The following is a 20,833-nucleotide window of genomic DNA, read 5'->3' on the forward strand; positions in this document are numbered from 1 at the left end:
TCAGGGCCTCGGCTTGCTGACGCCCGGTACCGAGGCGCGGCCGGCGGCTACGTCGGCGCCGCGCTCGGTCAGGGTGACTACCAGGACGGAGCCGATATCCTCGACCTTGACCAGGCCCTGCTCACCGAGCCAGGTGAGCTCGGCCTTCACCTGGTCGCGACTCGGGTGGTGCCCGAACTCGCCCAGCAGACTGGTCAGCACGGAAGAGTTGGAGCGGTACTGCGGCAGCTCCGAGAGGATGCGCAGCATCACCAGGCGCTGGTCCTGGCGCAGGTAGTCGGCGAATTGTTGGTTGCTCATCACGGCCTCGCGTTGTTCAGCAGGTAGTCATTGATGCGGTCGACGCTGCGGGTCAAAGGGTCGAGCGCTTTGGCCACCCCCGCGAGCTCGACTTTGATCGCTTTCATGTCCCCGGCCAGATCGGCGAGCTCACCAGCCAGCTCGGTCAGCTGCTCGCTGTCAGGCAGGTGCTTCATGCTTTGCTCGAGCACCAGGATGCGGTTGTCCTGCCCGGTGAGGCGGGTGGCCAGCTGCTCGGCCTCGGCCTTCGAGCTGGAGCGCCTGGCGGCCATCAGGGAGTACAGGCCCACCAGGGCGGTGAAGGCGAACTGGCCGGCGCGCAGCGCGAAGTCCAAATCCATCAGGGAGATTCCTTGTGCAGGCGGCGAAACCCGTTCAGCTGCGCCAGGTTGGTGAGGGCCCAGGCGCCGTAGTCGCGGGCATGGGCCAGGATGTCAGCCGCGCTGACGCCGCTTTCCAGTAGTTCGGCGTCAGAGCCGGCGGCGGGCCAGGCTCCCGGCGCAGCGCCGGCGGCACCTCGGCATCCGGCTGGGGCGGGCATACGGGCGCCGAGGGCGGCGTTGAAGTCGCGCAGCCAGCCGCAAGTGATAACGAAGCGAGGAGCAGGCACAGGTGCAGTGCCTGGCGCTGGGCGGTACTGAGTCGAGACATGAGCGATGCGCTCCCTGGTGAGTTGTTGCTGCAGCTGGCGGATCTCGCCCTGGGCGTCCAGGTACCGCAGCTCGGCCTCGTTGGCGCGTTGCACCTGCAGGCGGTAGCTCGCCAGGTTCTCCTGGGAGGCACGCAGGCTCTGCTCGGCGTACTCCAGGCGCAGACTCTGCAGGGCGGATTCACCTTCGGCCTGGGCCTTGCCGTAGCCACTGTCGTACATGCCGGAGCCATGCAGCCAGAACGCCACTGCGAAGAGGAGGATCAGCAGTAGCCAGATGTTCTCGCCGAGCCAGCCGAAGAAGGTCCTCATCTGCGCTGCCCCTTACGCCTGTGCCTGCGGGCGTCCAGCCGCGGCGGCGGTTCTCGGTGCGGAGGCGAGGCGTACAGCTCGCTGGCAGCGAGCCAGTTCAGGGAACACGCGGCAGGTGACGTGGTGGCGATGCTCATCGCCAGGCAGAGCAGTGGCACTTTCACGGTGGTACCTCTCGGCACACACGCCAGAGCCCCAGCCGGCAGCCGCGTACATGGGCTCCCAGCGCAGCAGGATGGCGCGCGGGTAGTGGCGGTTCTCACGGAAGTTGGCAGTCGAGCGGCCGGCGTTGTGCCGCTCGACGGAATCGAACCAGGCCAGCTTGTCGGCCCCTTTAGCCGAGGCCAGCACGCGGTCGCGATTCACCCATCCCTGCCCGCCGTTGTAGGCCGAGAGCACGAATGCCCAGCGATCGCAGTCGCTGGATGCCTGGTTGCGTTCATACAGCCAGCGGTCGTAGGTGACCATGGCGCGCAGGGCCCAGCCCGGGTTGTAAGGCTGCGCGGGGCCCAGGCTGCTGGGGTACAGCTCGGCCATCCAGTCGGCCGTGGCCGGCATGAACTGGGCCAGCCCCTGGGCACCTACCGGCGAGCGCGCCTGGCTGCGCCAGCGGCTCTCCTGGTGTACCTGGCCGGCCAGCGTGGCCACCGGTGCGCCTAGGCCCCACTCGGCATGGGCGGCGCGCACCAGGAGCCGGTGGTGCTGTTCGGCGGCGAGCGGAATCTCGTCGGCGGCGAACGCCGGATGGCAGCCGCTTAGCAGGGCTACAGCGCAGCTGACGATCATTATGCGCATAGTCAGAGCCCCAGCGTCATGCCCAGCACTACGGCCAGGACGATCAGGGCGCGGCGCAGCCAGGCGCCGACGATGTGGATGCCGCCGATGCACTCATGCGGGCGGTCCTCGGGGTAGGGAAACAGACTGCGGTCGATCCAGTAGCCGATCACGGCGGCCAGGGTCACCAGGCCGGCCTTGTACAGCACCACCTGGAGCTGCTCCGGGCGCACCGCCGCCAGGGCCAGCAGCAGGCACAGGGCGATGATGGTCCAGAGCGTCATGCGCGGCGCACGCAGGCGCCGGCGGGAATGGGGGGAACGAGACATGGGGCTCTCCGCGCTGGTGGCCGTCCATGGCCGGGTTGATGGTCCGTCCTGCATCAGCAGGCAGGACGATCATCGTCACGCGCGCGCGGAAAGTATTTTTGGGGGGCGAAAAATCAATCGAGAGAAGAAGGCGCCCGGGGTGCCTTCTGCCACGCTCAGATTCGACTCAGCACTTCTGCGATAAAGTTCAGCACATGCTTCTTGCACCACTCCTGAGAGATTTCCTCCGAGCTAATGGTCGGAGCATTCGGCTCGAAGGACTCGTTTTTTCCCTTGACGCCCCAGACCACGTAGGTCACTTGGATGTATCCATTCATGAGCATCTGGAACTTGAGAGTGGAATGCTGGTAGCTCGGCCGGGAGCCGTTCCCAATTCGCACCTCCAGAGTAACGAATGGATTGGGGGCGTCGAAACTGTGCGAGATATTCGCCTCTTCCCCTCGTTGCAAAAGCTCGTTTACCGTTTGGCCGAGCACCGACTCAACCTGAGTCTGGAAAATGCGGATGACCCGCTCTTTACGCTCAGACGCTGCCTGAGCCTTTTGTCGCGCTGCCGCTTCCTCGCTCTTACGCTGCTGCTCTCTGGCTGCAAACAGCGCATCCAATTCCGACTTCATTCCTAGCTCTACCTCTATTGTTTCGGCAGTTACTGCCCTTGTTGAATCTGCTTGTACCGCCGCATGTACTCCTCGTAGCTCAGCGACTGACTGTCGAGCTCCTGGAGCTTTTCCTGGACGGATAGCGACTGTGCTTCCTCTGGCGTCTTGGCGACTGGCTTCTGGCCCAGGCCGGCGGCCCCATTCGGGAAAAGCTGATCCACCAGCTCGTTGATCTTGTTCTCAGCGCTGATGAACTTGTCCGGGCGGCCACCGCCGTCACGCGAGTCGTACAGTGCCTGGCCGACCTTGCGGCCGTTCTCGTACACGCGGATGTCGGCGAAATTCATGTAGAGCGCAGCATCCCAGTTCCAGGTGCCGATGTAGGTGGTCGCCAGAGGGCAGCGCGAGGGGCTGGCGCCCGCGCGCAGCAGGTGAACGGTGAAACCCTTGGACTCCAGGTTGGCGGTGTACACATCCGTGAACCCTTGGCGCACACCCTTGGCCGGGATCAGACAGATATCTGGAGCCAGCTGGGGATTGAGGTCAGGAGCATCCACCGTCTGCTTGATGCTGCAGCCCACCATCATCAACGCTGCAGCTGCAACTCCGAACTGTTTGAGCATCTTGGCCATCCCTGCGCCGTCTGCGGCGCTCCCAGTTAGATGAAAATCCGCCCTGCGATGGCGGACACGATGATCAGCGTGATCAGATGCGATGGATAGCGCTTCCACAGTTGCACCATCTGCTCCCACCAGCTGAAAGCAGAGGCGGAGCGAGCGGGCTTCGGCTGCTCACGCTCCTCGACAAAGCGCAGTACGCCCTTTAGCTGCTCGGGGCTTAGTTTGTTCAGCACTGCGCTGCCGAATTCGCGAGAGCAGAAGCGCGTCATCTCCTGGTAGACGCCCCGCTGGTTCGCCACCTCCAGCACTTCGGCCACCAGCCGCTTGGCATGGGCATGTGCATGCAGCTGCTCCGCATGGTCGAGCAGGGCCTTCTCGGCCAAGGAGAACTTCTCTCGCGGGATCTCGTCGATCTTGCTGACGCCTGTCTGCGTGTGGACGACATCCTTCCAGAGCAGGCGCGGATCAACCCCATAATCGGTGCTGATTTCCGTCACTAGCCGGTTTAAGCGCCGACGCTGCTCCGGGGATAGAGGCTCCTGGTCTGGCGAGACATGCACCTCGATATAGTCCCGGCCGGCAACCCGATTGCGATCTCCATCTACTTCAATGTCACTCACGAACTACTCCTTGCGCTCCTTGAAATCCCTGCCTGCAACCCGGTGGCCACTTCCAGAAACCTTGATCCCTGCTTCCGCGGTCGGCGCCTTGGGCTTGGCCTTCTTGCCGCCCATCAGCAGCTCGGCCAGCAGTGCCTTGCGAGCCGGTGCAGCCATTCCTCTGTAAGCCTCCAGCAGCAGCTGCTCGTCGGCAGGCAAATGCGTCGACGTCGCCGCATTTGATCGCTCCCCGGTCAGCAAGAAGTTCGAATCAAGGCCTTCTCCAACCCATACAGCCAGAGCCCTCGCATCAGGCGCAGAGCGATCTTGCTCCCAGCCGATCTGGGTCCGCTTTGAGGCCCCAACGAATGCAGCGAAATCCGTCTGGTTGTAGCCCAGCCGTTCGCGCTCCGCTTTCAGCCTTTCTCCTAGTGAAATATCTGGCACTTAAATACCTTGACAGGTGCAATATTTGGCACCATCATCCTTCACACAAACCCGAAATATCTTTGCATCACAGGAGCCACCGCCATGGCCACTGCAACCAAAGCCCTAACCGCCGACCAGGTGAAAGAGCGCTTTCGCCAAGCCGGAAAAACCTTCACCGCATGGGCCGAGGAGAACGGCTACACCCGTAACGAGGTGTACCGCGTCCTCAACGGCCAGGCCAAAGCCAACTATGGCAAAGCCCATGAAATCGCGGTCAAGCTGGGGCTCAAGCCCGCAGCTGCTGCAGCTTGAGGACACCGCCATGTCCAACAAGCCGCAGATCTCCTTCGAGGAGATCGAACTCATCCCGCACCCGCTCGAAGCCTGGCGTATGGCGCTTAATGCGCTGATCGCCGTGGCACCCGGCACTGCGGTCGATATCGCCTGGCACCTCAAGGATGCCCGCGAGAAGACTCTGGTGTGCCGCTCCTTCTCGGCCACACAAGGCGAAGTGAAGCTGATCGACCGCCTGATGCTGATTGGTGCCGGGAAGCTGGTTGGCCAGCGCCTGGATCAACAGCGCGCCGCCGGTGTGATTCATCCAGCTGATCACATAGCCAGCTCGTCAAGGCGCGTGCATCTGCATCCCACGTTGCATCCCAGCTCAGGGCCTGCAGCGACTCCTGCAACTGGCCCGGCCGAACAACGCCGGCCTGTTCAACAGCTGCGGCCAGGTGAAGCCATGCCTGAGACAGGGCATTCACCTGCGCCATCAGATTTCCTGCCTGATCGGTCATGACCATGGCTCCTGTCGAGAATGTACACCGCCATGGTGGCCAATTGGTAACGGTTTTGCCCAGCAGCAAAACGGGAATTTATTTGGCGGGCCGCTCTGGCTTGCGCCTGAGGGCCCTCCAATGAGGAAGCGCAATTGGAAAAGAGCCCAGCCGCGGACGATGTGCCAGGCGGTTGAGTGGTCGCTGGAGTTCGCCCTGGAGCACCGGCTAAACGCCGAGCGCATTGCCGAGCGGATGGGGCTGCCCAGTCACTGGGTGATCTACAAGTGGGCCAGCGAAGGGCGCATGCCGGCAGTGTTGATCCCCGCGTTCGAGCACGCCTGCGGCATCAACATGGTCAGCCGCTGGCTGGCCTCCACCAGCGGCAAGCTGCTGGTGGATCTGCCCACCGGCCGCAACTGCACCGCCGACGACATGCAGGAGCTGCAGGTGGTGCTGCATCACACCACCGGCGCCCTGATGGCCTTCTACAACGGCACCGCAGATGCGGACGCCACCCTCGGTGCCCTGCAGAGCGGCCTGGAGGCACTGGCCTGGCACCGCGGGAATGTCGCGCAGCACGCCCACCCACAACTCGAACTTGGAGAGCTTGGCGATGAGTAAGGCCCTAGCACTGTTCAAGACCCTATTCGACGGCCCGCGCGACCCGCGCAGTGCCGAGTACCAGGAAGGTTGCCTGTACATCCTCCGCCGCAAGCTCGATGGCATAGGGAAGAAGGATTGCCCTTACCACATGCCCAGCGCCCAGGCCGACGCCTGGATAGCGGGATGCGAGGAAGGACTGCGCCAGTACCGATATCTCCAGCACAGCCAGGAGCAGAGCGTATGAGCAAACCCCGCACCAGCGAGAGCGCCCTGCGCGTGCTGCGCGTCATGAAGGCCCTGAAGGGCCACAGCCTGCACGGCCTGAGCAATGGGGAGCTGGCCAAGGCCCTGGGCGAGAGCCCGGCCAACATCACTCGCTGCATGGACACCCTGATCGAAGCCGGCTTGGCCACTCGCCTGGAAACTGGGCGTTTTGCGCCGGGTATCGCCCTCCTGCAAATCGCCCAGGCCCATGCCAACGAGATGGCCAATGCCCAGGCGCGCATCAACGAGATCAACCAACGCGTGCTGGCCGGTGCCGGCCGCTGACAACAAGGAGCACCAGATGGACTACCGCAAACTGGCCCAACGCCTGCTGCGTGGCGGCGATCGACACAGCCCTGTCTATGTCGACGGGATGTGTGCCGCCCTGCGCCTGCGCATCGAGAACGAGCCCTCCGTCTGCACCTACCCACAGGGCAGCCTGGAGTTCGATGCCTATTTCTACGGCTGCCGTCGTGGGGCGGACGAGTTCCGTAATGCCCTGGTGGAGGCCAATGGTGACCGTACCGAGGCTATTGCCCGCCTTCAGCAACTGGCCGGCATCGATCGGAGGGCTGCGTAATGGCTCGTCGTGCACAAGCCGGCACCGAGCTGGCACCGGATGCTCCACTGGATGGCGAGGTCCTGCAGCAGAGCCAGAATGCCATGGGCGAGCACCTGCAGGAGGTGATGGCCACCTTCGGGGACGGCCTGCCGTATGACCGCCTTCGCTACATCGACAACACCCGCAAGCACATGGCCCGTAGCGCCGAAGAGGCCCTGCATGCCGGGCGCTGCCTGCTGGTGATGAAGGAAGCCGAGCCGCATGGCGAGTGGATGCACATCCTGGGCGAGCTCAGCCTGGAGCCGCGCCTCGCTCAACGCATGATGCAGGCCGCACTGAAGTTCGGTGGCATCGAGCCTCCGACCAAGTTGATTGAGGCCGCCAAGTCCAAGTCCAAGCTGTTCGAGCTGATGGTGCTGGACGACGAGGACCTGCAGGCGCTCAACGACGGCGGAACCGTCGCCGGCCTGGAACTGGATGACATCGACCGCATGCCGGTAAGCACGCTGCGCAAGGCCCTGCGCGAGGCGAAGGAGGACCTGCGCGCCAAGGACCAAGTACTCAGCGCCAAGGCGGCACGGGTCAACGACCTGGAAACCAGCATGGAGAAGCTGCGCCACCAGGTGCAGGCCATGACCCCCGACCAGCACGCCAAGGCGTTGCGTCAGGAGGTGGTCGCGCTGGCCTTCGAGGCCGAGGCGGACATCACCGGCAAGCTGCGCGAGGGCTTCGCCAAGCTGCAGGAGCATGGCGAGGCGCATGGCGCCGACCACACCAGCTTCAAGGCCAGCCTGGTGGCGCATCTGGAGCGGATGCTCAAGGCCATCAAGAGCGAGTTCCACCTGCCCGAGGTGGAGGCTGGCGACGGCATCCAGAACTTCCCCTGGCTGCAGCAGGAACCGGGAGAGGCCTGATCCATGAGCGCCGTGATCACCCAGCGCCTCGTCGACCTTGCCCGCGCGCTTCAGCGCGAGGGCAAGGGCCGCCGTACCGCGCTGTGCCAGGCCGCGGCGCAGGAGCTGGGCCTGTCTCTTGCCACCATCTACCGCCGACTGGAGGAGGTCTCCGTGGCCACCACCACCCGCAAACGTCGCTCCGATGCCGGCACCAGTGGCCTGGCCCGTGAGGAGGCGCTGACAATCAGCGCCGCCCTGATGGAGTCGGCCCGCCGCAACGAGAAGCGTCTGTATTCCCTGGAGGATGCCGTGGAGGCGCTTCGCGCCAGCGGCATGGTCCGCGCCGAGGCCGTCGACAAGGGCACCGGCGAGCTGCGCCCCATGTCCATCAGCGCTATCGGCCGCGCGCTGCGCAGCTACAAGCTGCACCCGGACCAACTGCTGGCGCCGGCGCCGGTCACCGAGCTGGCGAGCCTGCACCCGAACCACGTCTGGCAGATTGACGCCTCGCTTTGCGTTCTCTACTACCTCAAGCCCGGCCCGGACTCGCGGGCCAACGGCCTGCAGGTGATGGAGGCTGACCAGTTCTACAAGAACAAGCCGAAGAACCTGGCGCGCATTGCCGCCGACCGCGTGTGGTCCTACGAGATCACCTCGCACTCGTCCGGCTGGATCTACCTGGAATACGTGATGGGCGCCGAGAGCGGGGAAAACCTCTGCTCGGTGCTGATCAACGCCATGCAGGAGCGCGGCGGCGCCGACGTGATGCACGGCCGGCCGGAGATCCTGATGATGGACCCCGGTTCTGCGAACACCTCGGCCATGGCCCGTAACCTGTGCCGCTCGCTGGGCATCCAGATGATTGTCCACGCCCCCGGCGCTGCCCGCGTCACCGGCCAGGTGGAGAACGCGCGGAACATCATCGAGCGCAAGTTCGAGGCTGGTCTGCGCTTCCAGCCGGTGGCCGACCTGATAGAGCTGAATGCCCTGGCCAAGCGCTGGCGGGAATGGTTCAACGCCACCGCCATCCACAGCCGCCACGGCAAGAACCGCACCGCCGCCTGGATGACCATTCGCCAGGAGCAGCTAATCAAAGTGCCGAGCGTCGAGGTCTGCCGCCAGCTGGCGGTGGCCGAGCCAGAAAGCCGCAAGGTCAACACCAAGCTGCGCGTGTCCTTCCAGGGCAACGAGTACGACGTGTCGATGGTGCCGAATGTGATGGTCGGCGATCGACTGATGGTCACCCGCAACCCTTGGGCCAGCGACGCCGCCCAGGTGGTGGCCACCGACTCGGCCGGGCACGAAGTGTTCTACGTGGTGCCCGAGGTGAAGCGCAACGAGCTGGGCTTCGAGATCAGCGCGCCAGTGATTGGGCAGGCGTTCAAGCGACAGGCCGACACCCCGGCGCAGACCGCCCGCAAGGACGCGGCGAAGCTGGCCATGGGCGCCGAGACCGAGGAGGAGGTGGCCGCTGCCCGCAAGGCCAAGCAGGTGCCCTTCGGCGGCAAGCTGCAGCCCTACAAGCAGATGGACGAGGCCGAGCTGCCCACTTTCATGCCGCGCCGCGGTACCCAGCACGACCTGGTCACGCCCACGGTGGTCAGCCCGCCGCTCAGCGTCGTGGCGGTGGTCAAGCGCCTGCAGCCGCGCTTCGCCGACTGGAGCCCGGAGCACTACGCCTGGCTGAGCCAGCACCGGCCCGGCGGCGTGCCGGAGGAAGAACTCAACGATATTGAGGCCGCCCTGCGGGCAGCCTTTACCAAACGCCCGACGCTCAGCGTCGTAGGGGGGAGCCTGATGCTCAAGCTCAAGGCACTGTTGCGCTACCACAACCTCGGCCAGGCGGATCTAGCCCGCGCGCTGAAGCTCAGCCGACCAACCATTTCCCAACTGATCAACCACAGCATGTGGCCCAAGACAATCGACCAGGCTGATCTGCGCGCGCGGATAGTCGCCTGGCTGGAGAAGGAAGGGGTCGAGGGGATGCGCCTGATCGGCATTTTCGAGGAGGAGTCCCCCGGTACCGAGAAACGAGAACACAAGACGCCCGGCGGGCGCGGCAACGCCCGCCGAGCAGAGCACCACAACGATAGGACCATCGAGGAGCCCGACAACATGCTACTACGAAAGCAGAACCTCACACCCCAGGCCCGGCAGGCCTTCTGCCTGACCCGCGACCCCTTCGCCGAGGTTCGGAGCAGCGCCGAGCTTTTCATCTCCCCGGAGATCCGCTACGTGCGGGAAAACCTCTACCAGGTCACCCGCTACGGCACCTTCATGGCGATCGTCGGTGAGTCCGGCTCGGGCAAGAGCACGATCCGCAAGGATTTGCATGCGCGCCTACATGCTGACGACAAGGCCGTGATCATCATCGAGCCCTACATCCTCGGCATGGAGGATGACGACTTCAAGGGCAAGACCCTGAAGGCAATTCACATCTGTGAGGCGATTCTGGCCACCGTCACGCCGGGCGCCAAGATGCCGCGCGGCCAGGAGCAACGCTTCCGTGCAGTCCATACCGCGCTCCGGGATTCCCACCGTGCCGGCAACCGTCACGTGTTGATCATCGAAGAGGCCCACGCGATCCCGGTTCCGACGCTCAAGCATCTGAAGCGCTTCTTCGAGCTGGAGGACGGCTTCGAGAAGCTGCTCTCCATCGTCCTGATCGGCCAGCCCGAGCTGGGCAACAAGCTCAGCGAGAAGCGCGCCGATGTGCGCGAGGTGGTCCAGCGCTGCGAGGTGGTCCACCTCCAGCCGCTGGATCAGCATCTGGGGCCATACCTTAAGCACCGCTTCAAGAATGCCGGCATCGAGCTGGAGAGCCTGATGGACGAGCCGGCCGTGGAGGCCCTGCGCAAGAAGCTCACCGGCAACGGCGCCAACGGCGCCTTCTCGGTGCTGTATCCCCTGGCGGTTCACAACGTGGTGACCGCCGCCATCAACCTGGCCGCCTCCGTGGGCGCCCCCAGGCTGACCCCTGACATCTTCGCGGAGGTGTGACATGGCCCAAGTAGCCCGTCTCTACCTGGTCGGCGCCTCGGCGCCGATCGTCAAGGCACCGCTGAGCATCCTGGCCGACACGTTCCTACCCGATCTGGAGCGCTTCAACCAGCTCACCCGCGACATGCGCGCCAAGGGTATTGCCGTGGTCGGCGCCGACTTCCCGGACAACTGCCTGGTGATCGAGGAGGAGCACGCCGACCTGCTTTCACGCGCCTTCGGTCACGAGATCCGCTCGGTTCGCACGAAGGCCGGTACCGGCGGGCGCATTGCCCGCCGCACCGCGACCATCCGCGGCATCGACGTGGTCTGGCACTCCGTTCTGCAGGAGCAAGGCTGATGGACGCTCAACAAACCATCCAGGAGCTGCAGGAGGCCTTGCAGCGGTCTGACGATCGCTACAACCAGGCGATGCTCCAGCTGGAGCACACCACCAGGGCGACAAACGCACTCTGCATGGAGGTGGCTATCGCATGCGAAGCCTACCTGGCCAACGACACAGTGCTGGCCTTGCACAAGCTCGGTCAGCTCGCCGCCAACTACAAGCGTTTCACCAAGCCTGCTGGCGGGAGCGTCCATTGATGACCAGCCAAGTACCCCGTGTGCGGTGCCTCGAGGCGCTGCTGCGTGACGCCAAGGTGTTCGTTGGGCGCTGCACCAGCATCGGCGCCCAGCAGCTCAGCGTCCGCATCACCGAGACCCTGGCCCACCAAGAGGCCGATGTGCCCCATGCATCTGAAGTCGAGCACGCCCTGGCCGTGCTCCGCGATGCCGCCAACAGCGAGAACCCGACGCTGTTCTGGGGCGAGGCCATGCAGCACCTGCGTGTGCTGCTGGCCGACTACGACCACCGCGTCCGCTCCGCCGACCTGATCCTGGAGGAAGAAACCCATGGATGAACTCGACACCGTCTGCCGGCGTTGCAACACGCCGTACCCGACCATCACAGCTAGCTCTGCCGCACACAATCCCGATCTGATCGACATCGTCGTCACCTGCGAGCACTGCGGCCACACCCTCAACGCCTTCATCTCTCTGGACGAGATGACTGAAGTTCGGCACCCGCGCGAGGAGCAACCCCATGGCTGAAGCACAAGAAATTCAGATCCCGTCCGGGTTCGTGAAGAACGCTGTTGGCCACCTGGTGCCCGAGCACCAGGTGCGCGAGCACGACAAGCTGCGTGACAGCGTGGCGCGTGATCTTTCCACCATCGCGCTGGACATCAACAAGGCTCTGGCTGCATTCAAGGCCAAGGCCCTGGCCGATATCGACGACCTGATCGCGATCTCCAGCGCCCGTTACGGCGTGACCATCGGCGGGAAGAAGGGCAACGCCTCGATAACCACCTACGACGGCCAGTTCAAGATCGAGCGCGCCATGGCCGAACGGATCACCTTCACCGAGGAGATTCTCGCGGCCAAGGAACTGATCGACCAGTGCATCCGCAAGTGGAGCGAAGGCGCCAATAACCATCTGCGCGTGCTCGTCGATCGCGCCTTCCGCGCCAACCGGCAGGGTCAGATCAAGACAGGCGACGTGCTCAGCCTGCTGCGCGTCGAGATCGACGATCCCGACTGGAAGCGCGCCATGGAGGCCCTGAAGGACTCCATCCAGGTCAACGGTACCGCGGTGTACATCCGCGTGTACCAGCGCATCGGCCAGACCGACCAGTACCAGCCCATCAACCTGAATATCGCGGCGGTGTGAAATGGACCAGGACCGCATCCTCGAAAAGATCAAGAAATGCCTGGAAATGGCCAAGGGCAAGGGCTCCAACCCGAACGAGGCTGAGATTGCGCTTCGCCAGGCGCACAAGCTGATGGAGTCCTACAACCTGGAGATGGGTGATGTGCTGGCCAGCATGGCAGGCGAGGCCAAGGTGCCGGCGGGTTCGGACGGTGAGCCACCGGCCTGGCGCACCCGCCTGGCCGGCGTCTGCGGTGATGCGTTCGGTAGCCATCTGATCATCACCACCCACTGGCTGGAGCCGGCCGCGTTCAAGTTCATCGGCTGCGGTGCAGCCCCGGAGCTTTCCGGCTACGCCTACCAGGTGCTGGAGCGCCAGCTGCAGAAGGCGCGCAAGGAATTCCTGGCCACTCAGAAGCGGTGCAAGCGATCGACCAAGGTCGCCCGCGGTGATGCCTTCGCCCATGGCTGGATTGATGCCGTGTACTTGAAAGTACAGGAGTTCGCCGGCGTTGAGGACAGCATCGCCGAGGCCATCCAGGCCTACATGGCCAAGCACTATCCAAAGTTGGGTACCGCCAAGATGAAGCGCCGCAAGCTCAAGGCCCGCGACGAGGTGGCCAGTGACGCCGGCTATCGCGCAGGCAAGAGCGCCCAACTACACCACGGCCTCGGCCATAAGCCAGTCGCCCGACTGACTCAGGGGGTGTGACATGCAAACCCTTGAATGCACCGTGCAGTACACCACCGGTGCCTACCAGACCAACACCGTGCGCGGCCAGCGCGCCAGCTGCAGCCACGCCGAAGACGAGGCGGCGCGCCACCTGGGCGCCAAGTTGTTCGGTGACCAACTCGACCATGTCGAGCGCATCGACCTCAAGCCCGGCGACAAGCCGGGCATGAGCCGGTGGCTGATTGTCGGTCGGGAGGTATAGCCATGGGACACTCCATCTTCCCCGATGCTCCCTCCAGGGACATGACGCTGGCCCAGGAGCGCCAGGCTGAGCTGGATGCGGCAATCGAAGCCTTCCTGGCCAAGGGCGGCGAGATCAGGGCGTTCGACAACTTCTCTCGGCCGGTAGAGAGCAGCCCGTGGTGCTCCCAATCGATCCACCCGGCCCGGCAAGGGCCAGCGAAGGTGCCAGCGGCCAAGGCTAAGCCTGCCAAGGCTCAGGCCAAGCCTGCTCCAGCGCCAAAGCCGCTTTCACCGGCTGTTGAGGTTGCCGCCCCGCAGCCTGAAGTACTCCTACAGGAGTCTGCCCCGGTTGAGTCAGTAGAGGCTGAGCAGAGCGATGAACGCTTGGCGGTGAAGATCATCATCGAGGCCGCCCTGGGCGGATCGCCCCGGGTGATCGCGCGCAACCTGCAGATCCCACTGCCGCGCTGCCGGGCGATCGCCAAGCAGTACCACGTTCAATTCCATGCGTGAGGTGACCATGGCTATCAACAAGGGCACGCTCAGCAAGATCCACATCGCCAAGCAGCAGCTTGCCATGGATGACGACATATATAGAGGGCTGCTGGCTCGGGTGGCTGGCGTCCGTTCGGCCAAGGAGCTGAATGATCGCCAGGCTGGCGCGGTGCTGCGCGAGTTCGAGCGGCTCGGTTTCAAACCGCTGCCGAGCAAGCGTACCAGGGGCAAACCGCACAACTTCAACCAGCTGCCTGGCGAGGTCGAGAAGATCGAGGCGTTGCTGGCCGACATGAAGTTGTCCTGGAGCTACGCCGACTCGATCGCCAAGCAGATGTACGGCATCCAGAAGGTGGCGTGGCTGAAGAAGCCCGACCAGTTCAAGGCGGTGCTGGCTGCGCTCCACGTCGAGCAGGAAAAGCGTGGGCTCCTGATGCAGGTGGAAGAACTCTGCAAAGAGCTGGGGGTGGCTGGCCCAGAAGTGGTGGCTGGCTTGGAACAGCTGCCGAAGGGTTGGCAGCGGCAACGTCCAATCCTCAAGGCCCTTGTGGAAGCCCTGAGCGCAGCGCTGGTAGCGCGGAGGGAGGCCTGATGCAGCTGCAGTGCCCGTGCTGCGGCGAGCAGTTTCCGGTTGAGGCTGGCTTCGCCGATGCCGATGGCAAGCGCCTGGCAGCGCTGTTGGCAGCCATGGAGCCGCGGCTGGGCAAGGCGGTGCTGAATTACCTGCGCCTGTTCAGCCCGGCCAAGCGCGGCTTGCGTATGGTCAAGGCGATCAGGCTGGTGGAGGAGCTGCTCGCCCTGGTCGAGGCCGGCCAGGTGCAGCGGGATTCCCGTACATTCGACAGCAAGCCAGCGGCGCCTCGTCTATGGGCGGCCGGTATCGAGCAGATGGTGCTGACCCGCGAGCGCCTGCAGCTGCCGTTGGAGAACCACAACTATCTGCGCGCGGTGGTGTGGGGGCTCGCCTCTGACCCGGCCCAGGCCGCCCAGGTTGGCGCTGCGAAACCAGGAAGGGCCTCAATGCCCACAGCCATGCAGGTGCTCCAGGAAGAGTTCGGTCGGATCGACGCCGACCTGCGTCTGGGCCTGATAGATCAAGAAGAAGCCGAACGACGGCGCGCAAAGGCAAGGGGGTAAGCCATGGCGAAGATTCGCCCACAGCAGATCCGCCGGCGCAATGGAATGCTCCGAGAACTCTCCGAGATGGTGGTTGCATCGTTGCAGAAGCACGGCGTGGCCGAGGAGAAGGCCACCAACGAAGCCGAGGAGCTGGCGTACCAGCTCCATCGGCGCTGGGCCGGAATTACCTTCACGTTCCCGGTGAAGGACGAGTTGGCGATGGCCCGCCTGGAGCTGCACATCATGGAGGAGTACGACGGCACCAACGCCGACCACCTGGTGCGGAAGTACGGCGTCACCGAGGGCTGGATCTACTCGGTCATCCGCAAGCACCAGAAACGTCGCATCGACGAAAACCAGCACTCCCTCGACCTCGGTGACGGCCTGATCTGATCGGGCCGACGCTGTTTCCATCATGGCAACACCGTTTCATTACCCGTCCCGCTATTTCCCGCCCTCGCTCGCTATATCCCGCAATTATCTCGCTTTCCTACTCTGATCTTTCTCACACCTGCACACGTTGAGAAGTGGCTCGGGCTGCTCATTTACCGTTCGTAAACTCCGCGCCCTCGCCCCTTCTCGCCTTGCCTGGCTCTAGCTCGCGAGATTCTCTTTTTTTATTTAACCCAACACTTTCAGGAACGCCGCCAGCCAGGCCGGATGCGCCGGCCAGGCCGGGGCGGTGACCAGGTTGCCGTCGACATGCACACCATCCATCGGCACCTCCACATACTCGCCACCGGCCAGGCGCACTTCCGGCGCGCAGGCCGGATAGGCGCTGCAGCCACGGCCCTTGAGCACGTCGGCGGCGGCCAGCAGCTGGGCACCGTGGCAGACCGCGGCGATCGGCTTGGCGGCCTTGGCGAAGGCCTGCACCAGGGCGATCACCTCGGCATTCAGGCGCAGGTATTCGGGGGCGCGGCCACCGGGGATCAGCAAGCCGTCGTAGTCCTCGGCGCGCACCTTGGCGAAGTCGAAGTTCAGCGCGAAGTTGTGCCCCGGCTTCTCGCTGTAGGTCTGATCGCCCTCGAAGTCATGAATCGCGGTACGCACGGTCTGCCCGGCGCTCTTGCCCGGGCACACCGCATGCACGCTGTGGCCGACCATCTGCAGGGCCTGGAACGGCACCATGGTCTCGTAGTCTTCGGCGTAGTCGCCGACCAGCATCAGGATCTTCTTCGCCGCCATGGCAATGGCCTCCTCTGGGTGAATGTGGCGCCAGTCTGCGCCGCCTCGCCTCATTCAGGGTAACAGCTGGCTACTACAGCGCCCGCCAGAAACGAAAAACCCCGCACTGGGCGGGGCTTTTCTGCACAGCCGGGCCGCTTAGAGCGGCTTGCCGCGATTGCCGTGGGCGGCGACGAACTGCTGCACGGTCTTCAGGTCGTTGGCCAGCACGGTGCAACGCTCCTCGCGCTGGAACAGGTCGGCCAGGTGCGGCGGCAGCGCCGGCACCGCGTCGATGCCGGCCTTCTCCACCGCTTCCGGGAACTTCACCGGATGCGCGGTGCCCAGGGTCACCATGGGGATGGCCAGGCTGCGCCGGCATTCGCGCGCGGCGCGCACTCCGATGGCGGTGTGCGGGTCGAGCAGCTCGCCGCACTCGGCATACACCTCGGCGATGGTCTCGCAGGTCTGCTCGTCATTCACCGCCAGCGAGTCGAACAGCTTGCGCGCCTCGGTCCAGCGATCCTGCTCGACGCTGAAGCCGCCGCCCTGCTTGAAGGTGTCCATCAGGCTGGCGATGGCGGCGCCATTGCGGCCGTGCAGGTCGAACAGCAGGCGCTCGAAGTTGGAGGACACCATGATGTCCATCGACGGCGACAGGGTCGGGTGCAGGGTGTCCTTGACGTACTGGTTGCCGCTCATGAAGCGGTGCAGGATGTCGTTGCGATTGGTGGCGACGATCAACTGGCTGATCGGCAGGCCCATATTGCGAGCCAAATACCCCGCAAAAATGTCGCCGAAGTTGCCGGTCGGCACTGAGAAGGCCACCGAGCGCAGCGGACCGCCCAGCTGCAGGGCCGCGTGGAAGTAGTAGACGATCTGGGCCATGATCCGCGCCCAGTTGATCGAGTTGACCGCCACCAGGCGGGTGCCCTTGAGGAAGCCCTGGTCGGCGAAGCTGGCCTTGACCATCTCCTGGCAGTCATCGAAGTTGCCTTCGATGGCGATGTTATGGATGTTCTCGCCGAGGATGGTGGTCATCTGCCGGCGCTGCACCTCGGACACGCGGTTGTGCGGGTGCATGATGAAGATGTCAACGTGCTCGCAGGCCTTGCAGCCTTCGATGGCGGCCGATCCGGTATCACCGGAGGTGGCGCCCATGATCACCACGCGCTCGCCGCGCTTGCTCAGCACGTGATCGAGCAGGCGGCCGAGCAGCTGCAGGGCGAAATCCTTGAAGGCCAGGGTCGGGCCGTGGAACAGCTCCAGCACCCATTCGTTGCCGTTGAGCTGGCGCAGCGGCGCCACGGCGTTGTGGGCGAACACCCCGTAGGTCTCTTCGAGGATCTTCTTGAAGTCGGCGTCGGCGATGCTGCCGGCGACGAACGGGCGCATCACACGGAAAGCCAGCTCGTGGTACGGCAGGCCAGCCCAGGAGGCGATCTCCTCCTGGGTGAAGCGCGGCAGGTTTTCCGGCACATAGAGGCCGCCGTCGCTGGCCAGGCCGGCGAGCAGGACGTCTTCGAAGTTGAGGGCCGGGGCCTGGCCGCGGGTGCTGATATAACGCATGACTCTTCTACCTCAGACCAGTTGCTCGACGCGGATGCGCACCACTTTGCCGACCACATCGGCCAGCCCTTCGAGGGCGGCGATGGCGTCGTCGATGCGGGCTTCCTTGACGCGGTGGGTGACCAGGATCATCGGCACCAGACCGTCGTGCTCTTCGGCCTCTTTCTGCATGATCGATTCGATGTTGATGCCGCGCTCGGACAGGATGCTCGCCACCTGGGCCAGCACGCCCGGGTGGTCCTTGGCCTGGATGTGCAGGTAGTAGGCGCTCTCGCACTCGCCGATCGGCAGGATCGGGTGGTCGGACAGCGAATCCGGCTGGAAGGCCAGGTGCGGCACGCGGTTGGTCGGGTCGGCGGTCATCGCCCGCACCACGTCGACCAGGTCGGCGACCACGGAGGAAGCGGTCGGCTCCATGCCGGCACCGGCGCCATAGAACAGGGTGCTGCCGGCGGCATCGCCATTGACCATCACCGCGTTCATCACGCCGTTGACGTTGGCGATCAGGCGATCGGCCGGGATCAGGGTCGGATGCACGCGCAGCTCGATACCGGCCTCGGTGCGACGGGCCACGCCGAGATGCTTGATGCGGTAGCCCAGGGCCTCGGCGTAGTTGACGTCGGCGCTGGTCAGCTGGCTGATGCCCTCGGTGTAGGCCTTGTCGAATTGCAGCGGGATACCGAAGGCGATGGAGGCCAGGATGGTCAGCTTGTGCGCGGCGTCGATGCCCTCGACGTCGAAGGTCGGGTCGGCCTCGGCATAGCCCAGGGCCTGGGCTTCCTTGAGTACATCGGCAAAGGCACGGCCTTTTTCGCGCATCTCGGTGAGGATGAAGTTGCCGGTGCCATTGATGATGCCGGCCAGCCAGTTGATGCGGTTGCCGGCCAGACCCTCGCGGATCGCCTTGATCACCGGGATGCCGCCGGCCACGGCGGCTTCGAAGGCGACGATGACGCCCTTTTCGCGCGCCTTGGCGAAGATCTCGTTGCCATGCACGGCGATCAGCGCCTTGTTAGCAGTGACCACGTGCTTGCCGTTCTCGATGGCCTTGAGCACCAGCTCGTGGGCCAGGGTGTAGCCGCCGATCAGCTCGATGACCACGTCGATTTCCGGGTTGTTCGCCACGTCGAAGATGTCGGCGGTGATGGGGGTAGCGCCGGTTTCACACTTCGGGTTGGGGCGACGGGCGGCAATCTGCGCGACTTCGATTCCACGCCCGGCACGGCGGGCAATCTCCTCGGCGTTGCGTTTGAGTACGTTGAAGGTACCGCCACCGACGGTGCCCAGCCCACAGATGCCCACTTTCACCGGTTTCACGTTGTTTTCCCCATCTGCACTGCACGAAACGGCCGGGGCATGCCCCGGCCGCACAAAAGAGCCGCACTTTACGAAGCGCCAGCCCTCCAGGTCAATCGGCGCGACGGCCGGATCACTTGGCCTTGAGGGCGATCTCGGCCAGTTGCGGCGCCGGCTGGTAGCCCGGAATCAGCTCGCCGTTGCCAAGCACGATGGCCGGGGTGCCATTGACACCGATCATCTGGCCCAGCTCGTACTGTTTGGTCACCGGATTGGCGCAGCTGGCCGCCGGCAGTTCCTGGCGGGCCTTGGCCTTGTTCATGGCGTCCTGGCGATCCTTGGCGCACCAGACGCTGACCAGGGTGTTGTAGCCATGGCTGCCGACGCCCTGGCGCGGGAAGGCCACGTAGCGCACCTCGATACCCCGACGATTGAGCTCGGGCACTTCGCTGTGCAGCTTCTGGCAGTAGCCGCAGTCGGTGTCGGTGAACACCGTGATATGTGCCTTGGCCGGTTCCTTGGGCGAGAACACCACCATCTCGCTGGCGGGAATGGAGTTGATGGCCTTGGCCACACCCTTGCTTTCGGATTGACGGGTCAGGTTGACGGCTTCGGCGCCCTCGACCTGGTAGAGGTTGCCCTGCAGTACGAACTGGCCATCGGCGCTGGTGTAAAGCAGGCGGCCGCCCTTCAGGTGCACCTGATACAGGCCGCTCATCGGGCTCTCGGCGATGGCCTCGATGGGCATGTCGGGCTGCAGCTTGGTCAGGCTGGCGCGAATGGCCTGGTCGGGATCGGCGGCCAGGGCGACGGCAGCCGAGAGACTGAGAACGGTACCGCTCAGAACACGAAAAACGGACATGAGGCACTCCTATGAACAGTGGCCCAAGCCTACCACAGCGGGTCCGCGCCGCCGACCGCAGACGCCGGGTGGGCGCCACGGGCGGACAGGCTGCAGACGTAACGGTTAGCCGCGGGGGTGGTGGCGCGCATGCAGCTCCTGCAGGCGGGCGCGCGCGATATGGGTGTAGATCTGCGTGGTGGACAGGTCGCTATGGCCCAGCAGCATCTGCACCACGCGCAGATCAGCGCCGTGGTTGAGCAGGTGGGTGGCGAAGGCGTGGCGCAGGGTATGCGGCGACAGCGGCTTGGCGATGCCGGCCACCCGAGCCTGGTGCTTGATGCGATGCCAGAAGGTCTGCCGGGTCATCTGCTCGCCGCGCAGACTGGGAAACAGCACGTCGCTGGGCTTGCCGTCGAGCAGAAAGGGCCGCGCCTCGCGCAGGTAGCGCTCGACCCAGGCGATGGCCTCCTCGCCCAGCGGCACCAGGCGCTCCTTGCTGCCCTTGCCGAACACCCGCAGCACGCCCTGGCGCAGGTTGACCTGCTCCAAGGTCAGCGACACCAGCTCGGTCACCCGCAGGCCGCAGGCGTAGAGCACCTCAAGCATGGCGCGGTCGCGCAGGCCGATCCGATCGTCCAGCTCCGGCGCGGCCAGCAGCGCCTCCACGTCCGCCTCGGACAGCGACTTGGGCAGCGGCCGGCCGATCTGCGGCAACTCGACCTGCAGGGTCGGGTCCTCGACGATCAGTCCGTCGCGCAGCAGGTGCCGATAGAAACCACGCAACCCGGACAGCAGGCGCGCGGTGGAGCGGGCCTGGTAGCCCTGCTCGAGGCGCCAGGCCAGGTGATCGAGAATGGCCTCGCGCCCGGCGCTGGCAAGCTCGATGCCGCGTTCCCGCAACCAGGCATGGAAATGCCCGAGGTCGCTACGATAGGCCGCCCGCGTATGCGGCGAGAGCCCCTTCTCCAGCCACAGGGCATCGAGGAAACGGTCGATCAGCGGGTGATCCAGCACGGGCATGGGCG

At 64.8% G+C, this 20,833-nt stretch carries 32 protein-coding genes and 1 pseudogene; 19 read left to right on the forward strand and 14 right to left on the reverse strand.

Translation table 11 applies throughout. The features are described from left to right. From AAG092_RS06265 to AAG092_RS06305, 9 genes and pseudogenes are all read right to left on the reverse strand, one after another. Complete coding sequence (locus AAG092_RS06265; protein ID WP_373389002.1) at positions 1-300, reverse strand: ArsR family transcriptional regulator; 300 nt, start codon at positions 298-300, stop codon at positions 1-3. Continuing rightward, positions 300-641: a DUF2730 family protein gene (locus AAG092_RS06270; protein ID WP_373389003.1), complete on the reverse strand. Its 342-nt coding sequence runs from the start codon at positions 639-641 to the stop codon at positions 300-302. The genes AAG092_RS06265 and AAG092_RS06270 overlap by 1 nt, the downstream gene beginning before the upstream one ends. After that, positions 641-1,261: a lysis protein gene (locus tag AAG092_RS06275; protein WP_373389004.1), complete on the reverse strand. Its 621-nt coding sequence runs from the start codon at positions 1,259-1,261 to the stop codon at positions 641-643. The genes AAG092_RS06270 and AAG092_RS06275 overlap by 1 nt, the downstream gene beginning before the upstream one ends. Before the next feature lie 168 nt (positions 1,262-1,429). Then, positions 1,430-2,056 (reverse strand): annotated as a pseudogene (locus tag AAG092_RS06280) (transglycosylase SLT domain-containing protein); the annotation flags it as partial. Positions 2,057-2,058: 2 nt separating this feature from the next. Further along, positions 2,059-2,364: a putative holin gene (locus AAG092_RS06285; protein ID WP_373389005.1), complete on the reverse strand. Its 306-nt coding sequence runs from the start codon at positions 2,362-2,364 to the stop codon at positions 2,059-2,061. A 155-nt stretch (positions 2,365-2,519) separates the two neighbouring features. Continuing rightward, positions 2,520-2,981 (reverse strand): hypothetical protein, encoded by a 462-nt coding sequence (locus AAG092_RS06290; RefSeq protein WP_373389006.1) that lies wholly within the window; start codon positions 2,979-2,981, stop codon positions 2,520-2,522. A gap of 29 nt (positions 2,982-3,010) precedes the next feature. Continuing rightward, positions 3,011-3,586, reverse strand: coding sequence for an Sbal_3080 family lipoprotein (locus tag AAG092_RS06295; RefSeq protein WP_373389007.1), 576 nt, complete (start codon positions 3,584-3,586; stop codon positions 3,011-3,013). Positions 3,587-3,621: 35 nt separating this feature from the next. Then, positions 3,622-4,203 (reverse strand): hypothetical protein, encoded by a 582-nt coding sequence (locus tag AAG092_RS06300; protein ID WP_373389008.1) that lies wholly within the window; start codon positions 4,201-4,203, stop codon positions 3,622-3,624. A gap of 3 nt (positions 4,204-4,206) precedes the next feature. Further along, complete coding sequence (locus tag AAG092_RS06305) at positions 4,207-4,629, reverse strand: helix-turn-helix domain-containing protein (protein WP_373389009.1); 423 nt, start codon at positions 4,627-4,629, stop codon at positions 4,207-4,209. Positions 4,630-4,713: 84 nt separating this feature from the next. Here AAG092_RS06305 and AAG092_RS06310 point away from each other — a divergent pair, with 84 nt between their 5' ends. The 19 genes from AAG092_RS06310 (at position 4,714) to AAG092_RS06400 (ending at position 15,325) form a co-directional block, all read left to right on the forward strand. Continuing rightward, complete coding sequence (locus tag AAG092_RS06310; RefSeq protein ID WP_373389010.1) at positions 4,714-4,923, forward strand: DNA-binding protein; 210 nt, start codon at positions 4,714-4,716, stop codon at positions 4,921-4,923. 10 nt (positions 4,924-4,933) lie between these two features. Next, entirely contained in the window at positions 4,934-5,410 is a 477-nt protein-coding gene (locus AAG092_RS06315; protein ID WP_373389011.1) for a hypothetical protein, read from the forward strand. Positions 5,411-5,567: 157 nt separating this feature from the next. Then, positions 5,568-6,011: a hypothetical protein gene (locus tag AAG092_RS06320; RefSeq protein WP_373389012.1), complete on the forward strand. Its 444-nt coding sequence runs from the start codon at positions 5,568-5,570 to the stop codon at positions 6,009-6,011. Further along, a complete protein-coding gene (locus AAG092_RS06325) occupies positions 6,004-6,237 on the forward strand; it encodes a hypothetical protein (protein WP_373389013.1) in 234 nt (77 codons plus the stop codon). Before AAG092_RS06320 ends, AAG092_RS06325 begins: the two co-directional genes overlap by 8 nt. Continuing rightward, complete coding sequence (locus tag AAG092_RS06330) at positions 6,234-6,542, forward strand: helix-turn-helix domain-containing protein (protein ID WP_373389014.1); 309 nt, start codon at positions 6,234-6,236, stop codon at positions 6,540-6,542. Before AAG092_RS06325 ends, AAG092_RS06330 begins: the two co-directional genes overlap by 4 nt. 16 nt (positions 6,543-6,558) lie before the next feature. Further along, positions 6,559-6,837 carry a hypothetical protein gene (locus AAG092_RS06335; RefSeq protein ID WP_373389015.1) on the forward strand — a complete coding sequence of 93 codons (279 nt, stop codon included), beginning with the start codon at positions 6,559-6,561 and terminating at the stop codon, positions 6,835-6,837. Continuing rightward, positions 6,837-7,733, forward strand: a complete 897-nt coding sequence (locus AAG092_RS06340; RefSeq protein ID WP_373389016.1) for a DUF3102 domain-containing protein — start codon at positions 6,837-6,839, stop codon at positions 7,731-7,733. Before AAG092_RS06335 ends, AAG092_RS06340 begins: the two co-directional genes overlap by 1 nt. Positions 7,734-7,736: 3 nt before the next feature. Beyond that, the gene (locus AAG092_RS06345) at positions 7,737-10,715 is read left to right on the forward strand and encodes an AAA family ATPase (protein ID WP_373389017.1); all 2,979 of its coding nucleotides are present in this window, start codon (positions 7,737-7,739) and stop codon (positions 10,713-10,715) included. A gap of 1 nt (position 10,716) precedes the next feature. After that, positions 10,717-11,055 (forward strand): hypothetical protein, encoded by a 339-nt coding sequence (locus AAG092_RS06350; protein WP_373389018.1) that lies wholly within the window; start codon positions 10,717-10,719, stop codon positions 11,053-11,055. Beyond that, the gene (locus tag AAG092_RS06355; protein ID WP_373389020.1) at positions 11,055-11,297 is read left to right on the forward strand and encodes a hypothetical protein; all 243 of its coding nucleotides are present in this window, start codon (positions 11,055-11,057) and stop codon (positions 11,295-11,297) included. The genes AAG092_RS06350 and AAG092_RS06355 overlap by 1 nt, the downstream gene beginning before the upstream one ends. Next, on the forward strand, positions 11,297-11,614 hold the full coding sequence (locus AAG092_RS06360; protein WP_373389021.1) for a hypothetical protein: 318 nt from the start codon (positions 11,297-11,299) through the stop codon (positions 11,612-11,614). Before AAG092_RS06355 ends, AAG092_RS06360 begins: the two co-directional genes overlap by 1 nt. After that, positions 11,607-11,804, forward strand: a complete 198-nt coding sequence (locus AAG092_RS06365; RefSeq protein WP_373389022.1) for a hypothetical protein — start codon at positions 11,607-11,609, stop codon at positions 11,802-11,804. Before AAG092_RS06360 ends, AAG092_RS06365 begins: the two co-directional genes overlap by 8 nt. After that, a complete protein-coding gene (locus AAG092_RS06370; protein WP_373389023.1) occupies positions 11,797-12,423 on the forward strand; it encodes a DUF3164 family protein in 627 nt (208 codons plus the stop codon). The genes AAG092_RS06365 and AAG092_RS06370 overlap by 8 nt, the downstream gene beginning before the upstream one ends. A gap of 1 nt (position 12,424) precedes the next feature. Further along, on the forward strand, positions 12,425-13,114 hold the full coding sequence (locus tag AAG092_RS06375; protein ID WP_373389024.1) for a DUF2786 domain-containing protein: 690 nt from the start codon (positions 12,425-12,427) through the stop codon (positions 13,112-13,114). Position 13,115: 1 nt separating this feature from the next. Continuing rightward, entirely contained in the window at positions 13,116-13,337 is a 222-nt protein-coding gene (locus AAG092_RS06380) for a hypothetical protein (RefSeq protein ID WP_373389025.1), read from the forward strand. A 2-nt stretch (positions 13,338-13,339) separates the two neighbouring features. Further along, the gene (locus AAG092_RS06385) at positions 13,340-13,831 is read left to right on the forward strand and encodes a hypothetical protein (protein WP_373389026.1); all 492 of its coding nucleotides are present in this window, start codon (positions 13,340-13,342) and stop codon (positions 13,829-13,831) included. Next, the gene (locus AAG092_RS06390) at positions 13,824-14,405 is read left to right on the forward strand and encodes a gp16 family protein (RefSeq protein WP_373389027.1); all 582 of its coding nucleotides are present in this window, start codon (positions 13,824-13,826) and stop codon (positions 14,403-14,405) included. Before AAG092_RS06385 ends, AAG092_RS06390 begins: the two co-directional genes overlap by 8 nt. Then, positions 14,405-14,950, forward strand: a complete 546-nt coding sequence (locus AAG092_RS06395) for a hypothetical protein (RefSeq protein ID WP_373389028.1) — start codon at positions 14,405-14,407, stop codon at positions 14,948-14,950. The genes AAG092_RS06390 and AAG092_RS06395 overlap by 1 nt, the downstream gene beginning before the upstream one ends. 45 nt (positions 14,951-14,995) lie before the next feature. Next, positions 14,996-15,325 carry a Mor transcription activator family protein gene (locus AAG092_RS06400; protein ID WP_373389029.1) on the forward strand — a complete coding sequence of 110 codons (330 nt, stop codon included), beginning with the start codon at positions 14,996-14,998 and terminating at the stop codon, positions 15,323-15,325. A 228-nt stretch (positions 15,326-15,553) separates the two neighbouring features. On the opposite strand, the gene AAG092_RS06405 is transcribed toward AAG092_RS06400, so the two are convergent. The 5 genes from AAG092_RS06405 to xerD all read right to left on the reverse strand — a co-directional run bounded on the left by AAG092_RS06405 (position 15,554) and on the right by xerD (position 20,828). Further along, entirely contained in the window at positions 15,554-16,120 is a 567-nt protein-coding gene (locus AAG092_RS06405) for a DJ-1/PfpI family protein (RefSeq protein ID WP_110681015.1), read from the reverse strand. A 138-nt stretch (positions 16,121-16,258) separates the two neighbouring features. Next, the gene (thrC, locus tag AAG092_RS06410; RefSeq protein ID WP_373389030.1) at positions 16,259-17,668 is read right to left on the reverse strand and encodes a threonine synthase; all 1,410 of its coding nucleotides are present in this window, start codon (positions 17,666-17,668) and stop codon (positions 16,259-16,261) included. A 12-nt stretch (positions 17,669-17,680) separates the two neighbouring features. Beyond that, positions 17,681-18,985 (reverse strand): homoserine dehydrogenase, encoded by a 1,305-nt coding sequence (locus tag AAG092_RS06415; RefSeq protein WP_373389031.1) that lies wholly within the window; start codon positions 18,983-18,985, stop codon positions 17,681-17,683. A gap of 112 nt (positions 18,986-19,097) precedes the next feature. Continuing rightward, positions 19,098-19,826, reverse strand: coding sequence for a thioredoxin fold domain-containing protein (locus AAG092_RS06420; RefSeq protein WP_373389032.1), 729 nt, complete (start codon positions 19,824-19,826; stop codon positions 19,098-19,100). A 105-nt stretch (positions 19,827-19,931) separates the two neighbouring features. Further along, entirely contained in the window at positions 19,932-20,828 is an 897-nt protein-coding gene (gene xerD, locus AAG092_RS06425) for a site-specific tyrosine recombinase XerD (RefSeq protein WP_373389033.1), read from the reverse strand. Positions 20,829-20,833: the final 5 nt, after the last annotated feature.

It is taken from the genome of Pseudomonas alcaligenes (assembly GCF_041729615.1).
Taxonomy (GTDB): domain Bacteria; phylum Pseudomonadota; class Gammaproteobacteria; order Pseudomonadales; family Pseudomonadaceae; genus Aquipseudomonas; species Aquipseudomonas alcaligenes_B.

Bases quoted from the DNA above. Each gene is read 5' to 3' on its own strand.
- AAG092_RS06395 (WP_373389028.1), top strand. From the start codon at position 14,405: ATGCAGCTGCAGTGCCCGTGCTGCGGCGAGCAGTTTCCGGTTGAGGCT.
- AAG092_RS06420 (WP_373389032.1), bottom strand. From the start codon at position 19,826: ATGTCCGTTTTTCGTGTTCTGAGCGGTACCGTTCTCAGTCTCTCGGCT.
- AAG092_RS06270 (WP_373389003.1), bottom strand. From the start codon at position 641: ATGGATTTGGACTTCGCGCTGCGCGCCGGCCAGTTCGCCTTCACCGCC.
- AAG092_RS06405 (WP_110681015.1), bottom strand. From the start codon at position 16,120: ATGGCGGCGAAGAAGATCCTGATGCTGGTCGGCGACTACGCCGAAGAC.
- AAG092_RS06320 (WP_373389012.1), top strand. From the start codon at position 5,568: ATGTGCCAGGCGGTTGAGTGGTCGCTGGAGTTCGCCCTGGAGCACCGG.
- AAG092_RS06375 (WP_373389024.1), top strand. From the start codon at position 12,425: ATGGACCAGGACCGCATCCTCGAAAAGATCAAGAAATGCCTGGAAATG.
- AAG092_RS06355 (WP_373389020.1), top strand. From the start codon at position 11,055: ATGGACGCTCAACAAACCATCCAGGAGCTGCAGGAGGCCTTGCAGCGG.
- AAG092_RS06400 (WP_373389029.1), top strand. From the start codon at position 14,996: ATGCTCCGAGAACTCTCCGAGATGGTGGTTGCATCGTTGCAGAAGCAC.
- AAG092_RS06335 (WP_373389015.1), top strand. From the start codon at position 6,559: ATGGACTACCGCAAACTGGCCCAACGCCTGCTGCGTGGCGGCGATCGA.
- AAG092_RS06330 (WP_373389014.1), top strand. From the start codon at position 6,234: ATGAGCAAACCCCGCACCAGCGAGAGCGCCCTGCGCGTGCTGCGCGTC.
- AAG092_RS06370 (WP_373389023.1), top strand. From the start codon at position 11,797: ATGGCTGAAGCACAAGAAATTCAGATCCCGTCCGGGTTCGTGAAGAAC.
- AAG092_RS06265 (WP_373389002.1), bottom strand. From the start codon at position 300: ATGAGCAACCAACAATTCGCCGACTACCTGCGCCAGGACCAGCGCCTG.
- xerD (WP_373389033.1), bottom strand. From the start codon at position 20,828: ATGCCCGTGCTGGATCACCCGCTGATCGACCGTTTCCTCGATGCCCTG.
- AAG092_RS06385 (WP_373389026.1), top strand. From the start codon at position 13,340: ATGGGACACTCCATCTTCCCCGATGCTCCCTCCAGGGACATGACGCTG.
- AAG092_RS06285 (WP_373389005.1), bottom strand. From the start codon at position 2,364: ATGTCTCGTTCCCCCCATTCCCGCCGGCGCCTGCGTGCGCCGCGCATG.
- AAG092_RS06310 (WP_373389010.1), top strand. From the start codon at position 4,714: ATGGCCACTGCAACCAAAGCCCTAACCGCCGACCAGGTGAAAGAGCGC.
- AAG092_RS06325 (WP_373389013.1), top strand. From the start codon at position 6,004: ATGAGTAAGGCCCTAGCACTGTTCAAGACCCTATTCGACGGCCCGCGC.
- AAG092_RS06345 (WP_373389017.1), top strand. From the start codon at position 7,737: ATGAGCGCCGTGATCACCCAGCGCCTCGTCGACCTTGCCCGCGCGCTT.
- AAG092_RS06350 (WP_373389018.1), top strand. From the start codon at position 10,717: ATGGCCCAAGTAGCCCGTCTCTACCTGGTCGGCGCCTCGGCGCCGATC.
- AAG092_RS06380 (WP_373389025.1), top strand. From the start codon at position 13,116: ATGCAAACCCTTGAATGCACCGTGCAGTACACCACCGGTGCCTACCAG.
- AAG092_RS06360 (WP_373389021.1), top strand. From the start codon at position 11,297: ATGACCAGCCAAGTACCCCGTGTGCGGTGCCTCGAGGCGCTGCTGCGT.
- AAG092_RS06315 (WP_373389011.1), top strand. From the start codon at position 4,934: ATGTCCAACAAGCCGCAGATCTCCTTCGAGGAGATCGAACTCATCCCG.
- AAG092_RS06390 (WP_373389027.1), top strand. From the start codon at position 13,824: ATGCGTGAGGTGACCATGGCTATCAACAAGGGCACGCTCAGCAAGATC.
- AAG092_RS06275 (WP_373389004.1), bottom strand. From the start codon at position 1,261: ATGAGGACCTTCTTCGGCTGGCTCGGCGAGAACATCTGGCTACTGCTG.
- AAG092_RS06365 (WP_373389022.1), top strand. From the start codon at position 11,607: ATGGATGAACTCGACACCGTCTGCCGGCGTTGCAACACGCCGTACCCG.
- AAG092_RS06295 (WP_373389007.1), bottom strand. From the start codon at position 3,586: ATGCTCAAACAGTTCGGAGTTGCAGCTGCAGCGTTGATGATGGTGGGC.
- AAG092_RS06340 (WP_373389016.1), top strand. From the start codon at position 6,837: ATGGCTCGTCGTGCACAAGCCGGCACCGAGCTGGCACCGGATGCTCCA.
- thrC (WP_373389030.1), bottom strand. From the start codon at position 17,668: ATGCGTTATATCAGCACCCGCGGCCAGGCCCCGGCCCTCAACTTCGAA.
- AAG092_RS06290 (WP_373389006.1), bottom strand. From the start codon at position 2,981: ATGAAGTCGGAATTGGATGCGCTGTTTGCAGCCAGAGAGCAGCAGCGT.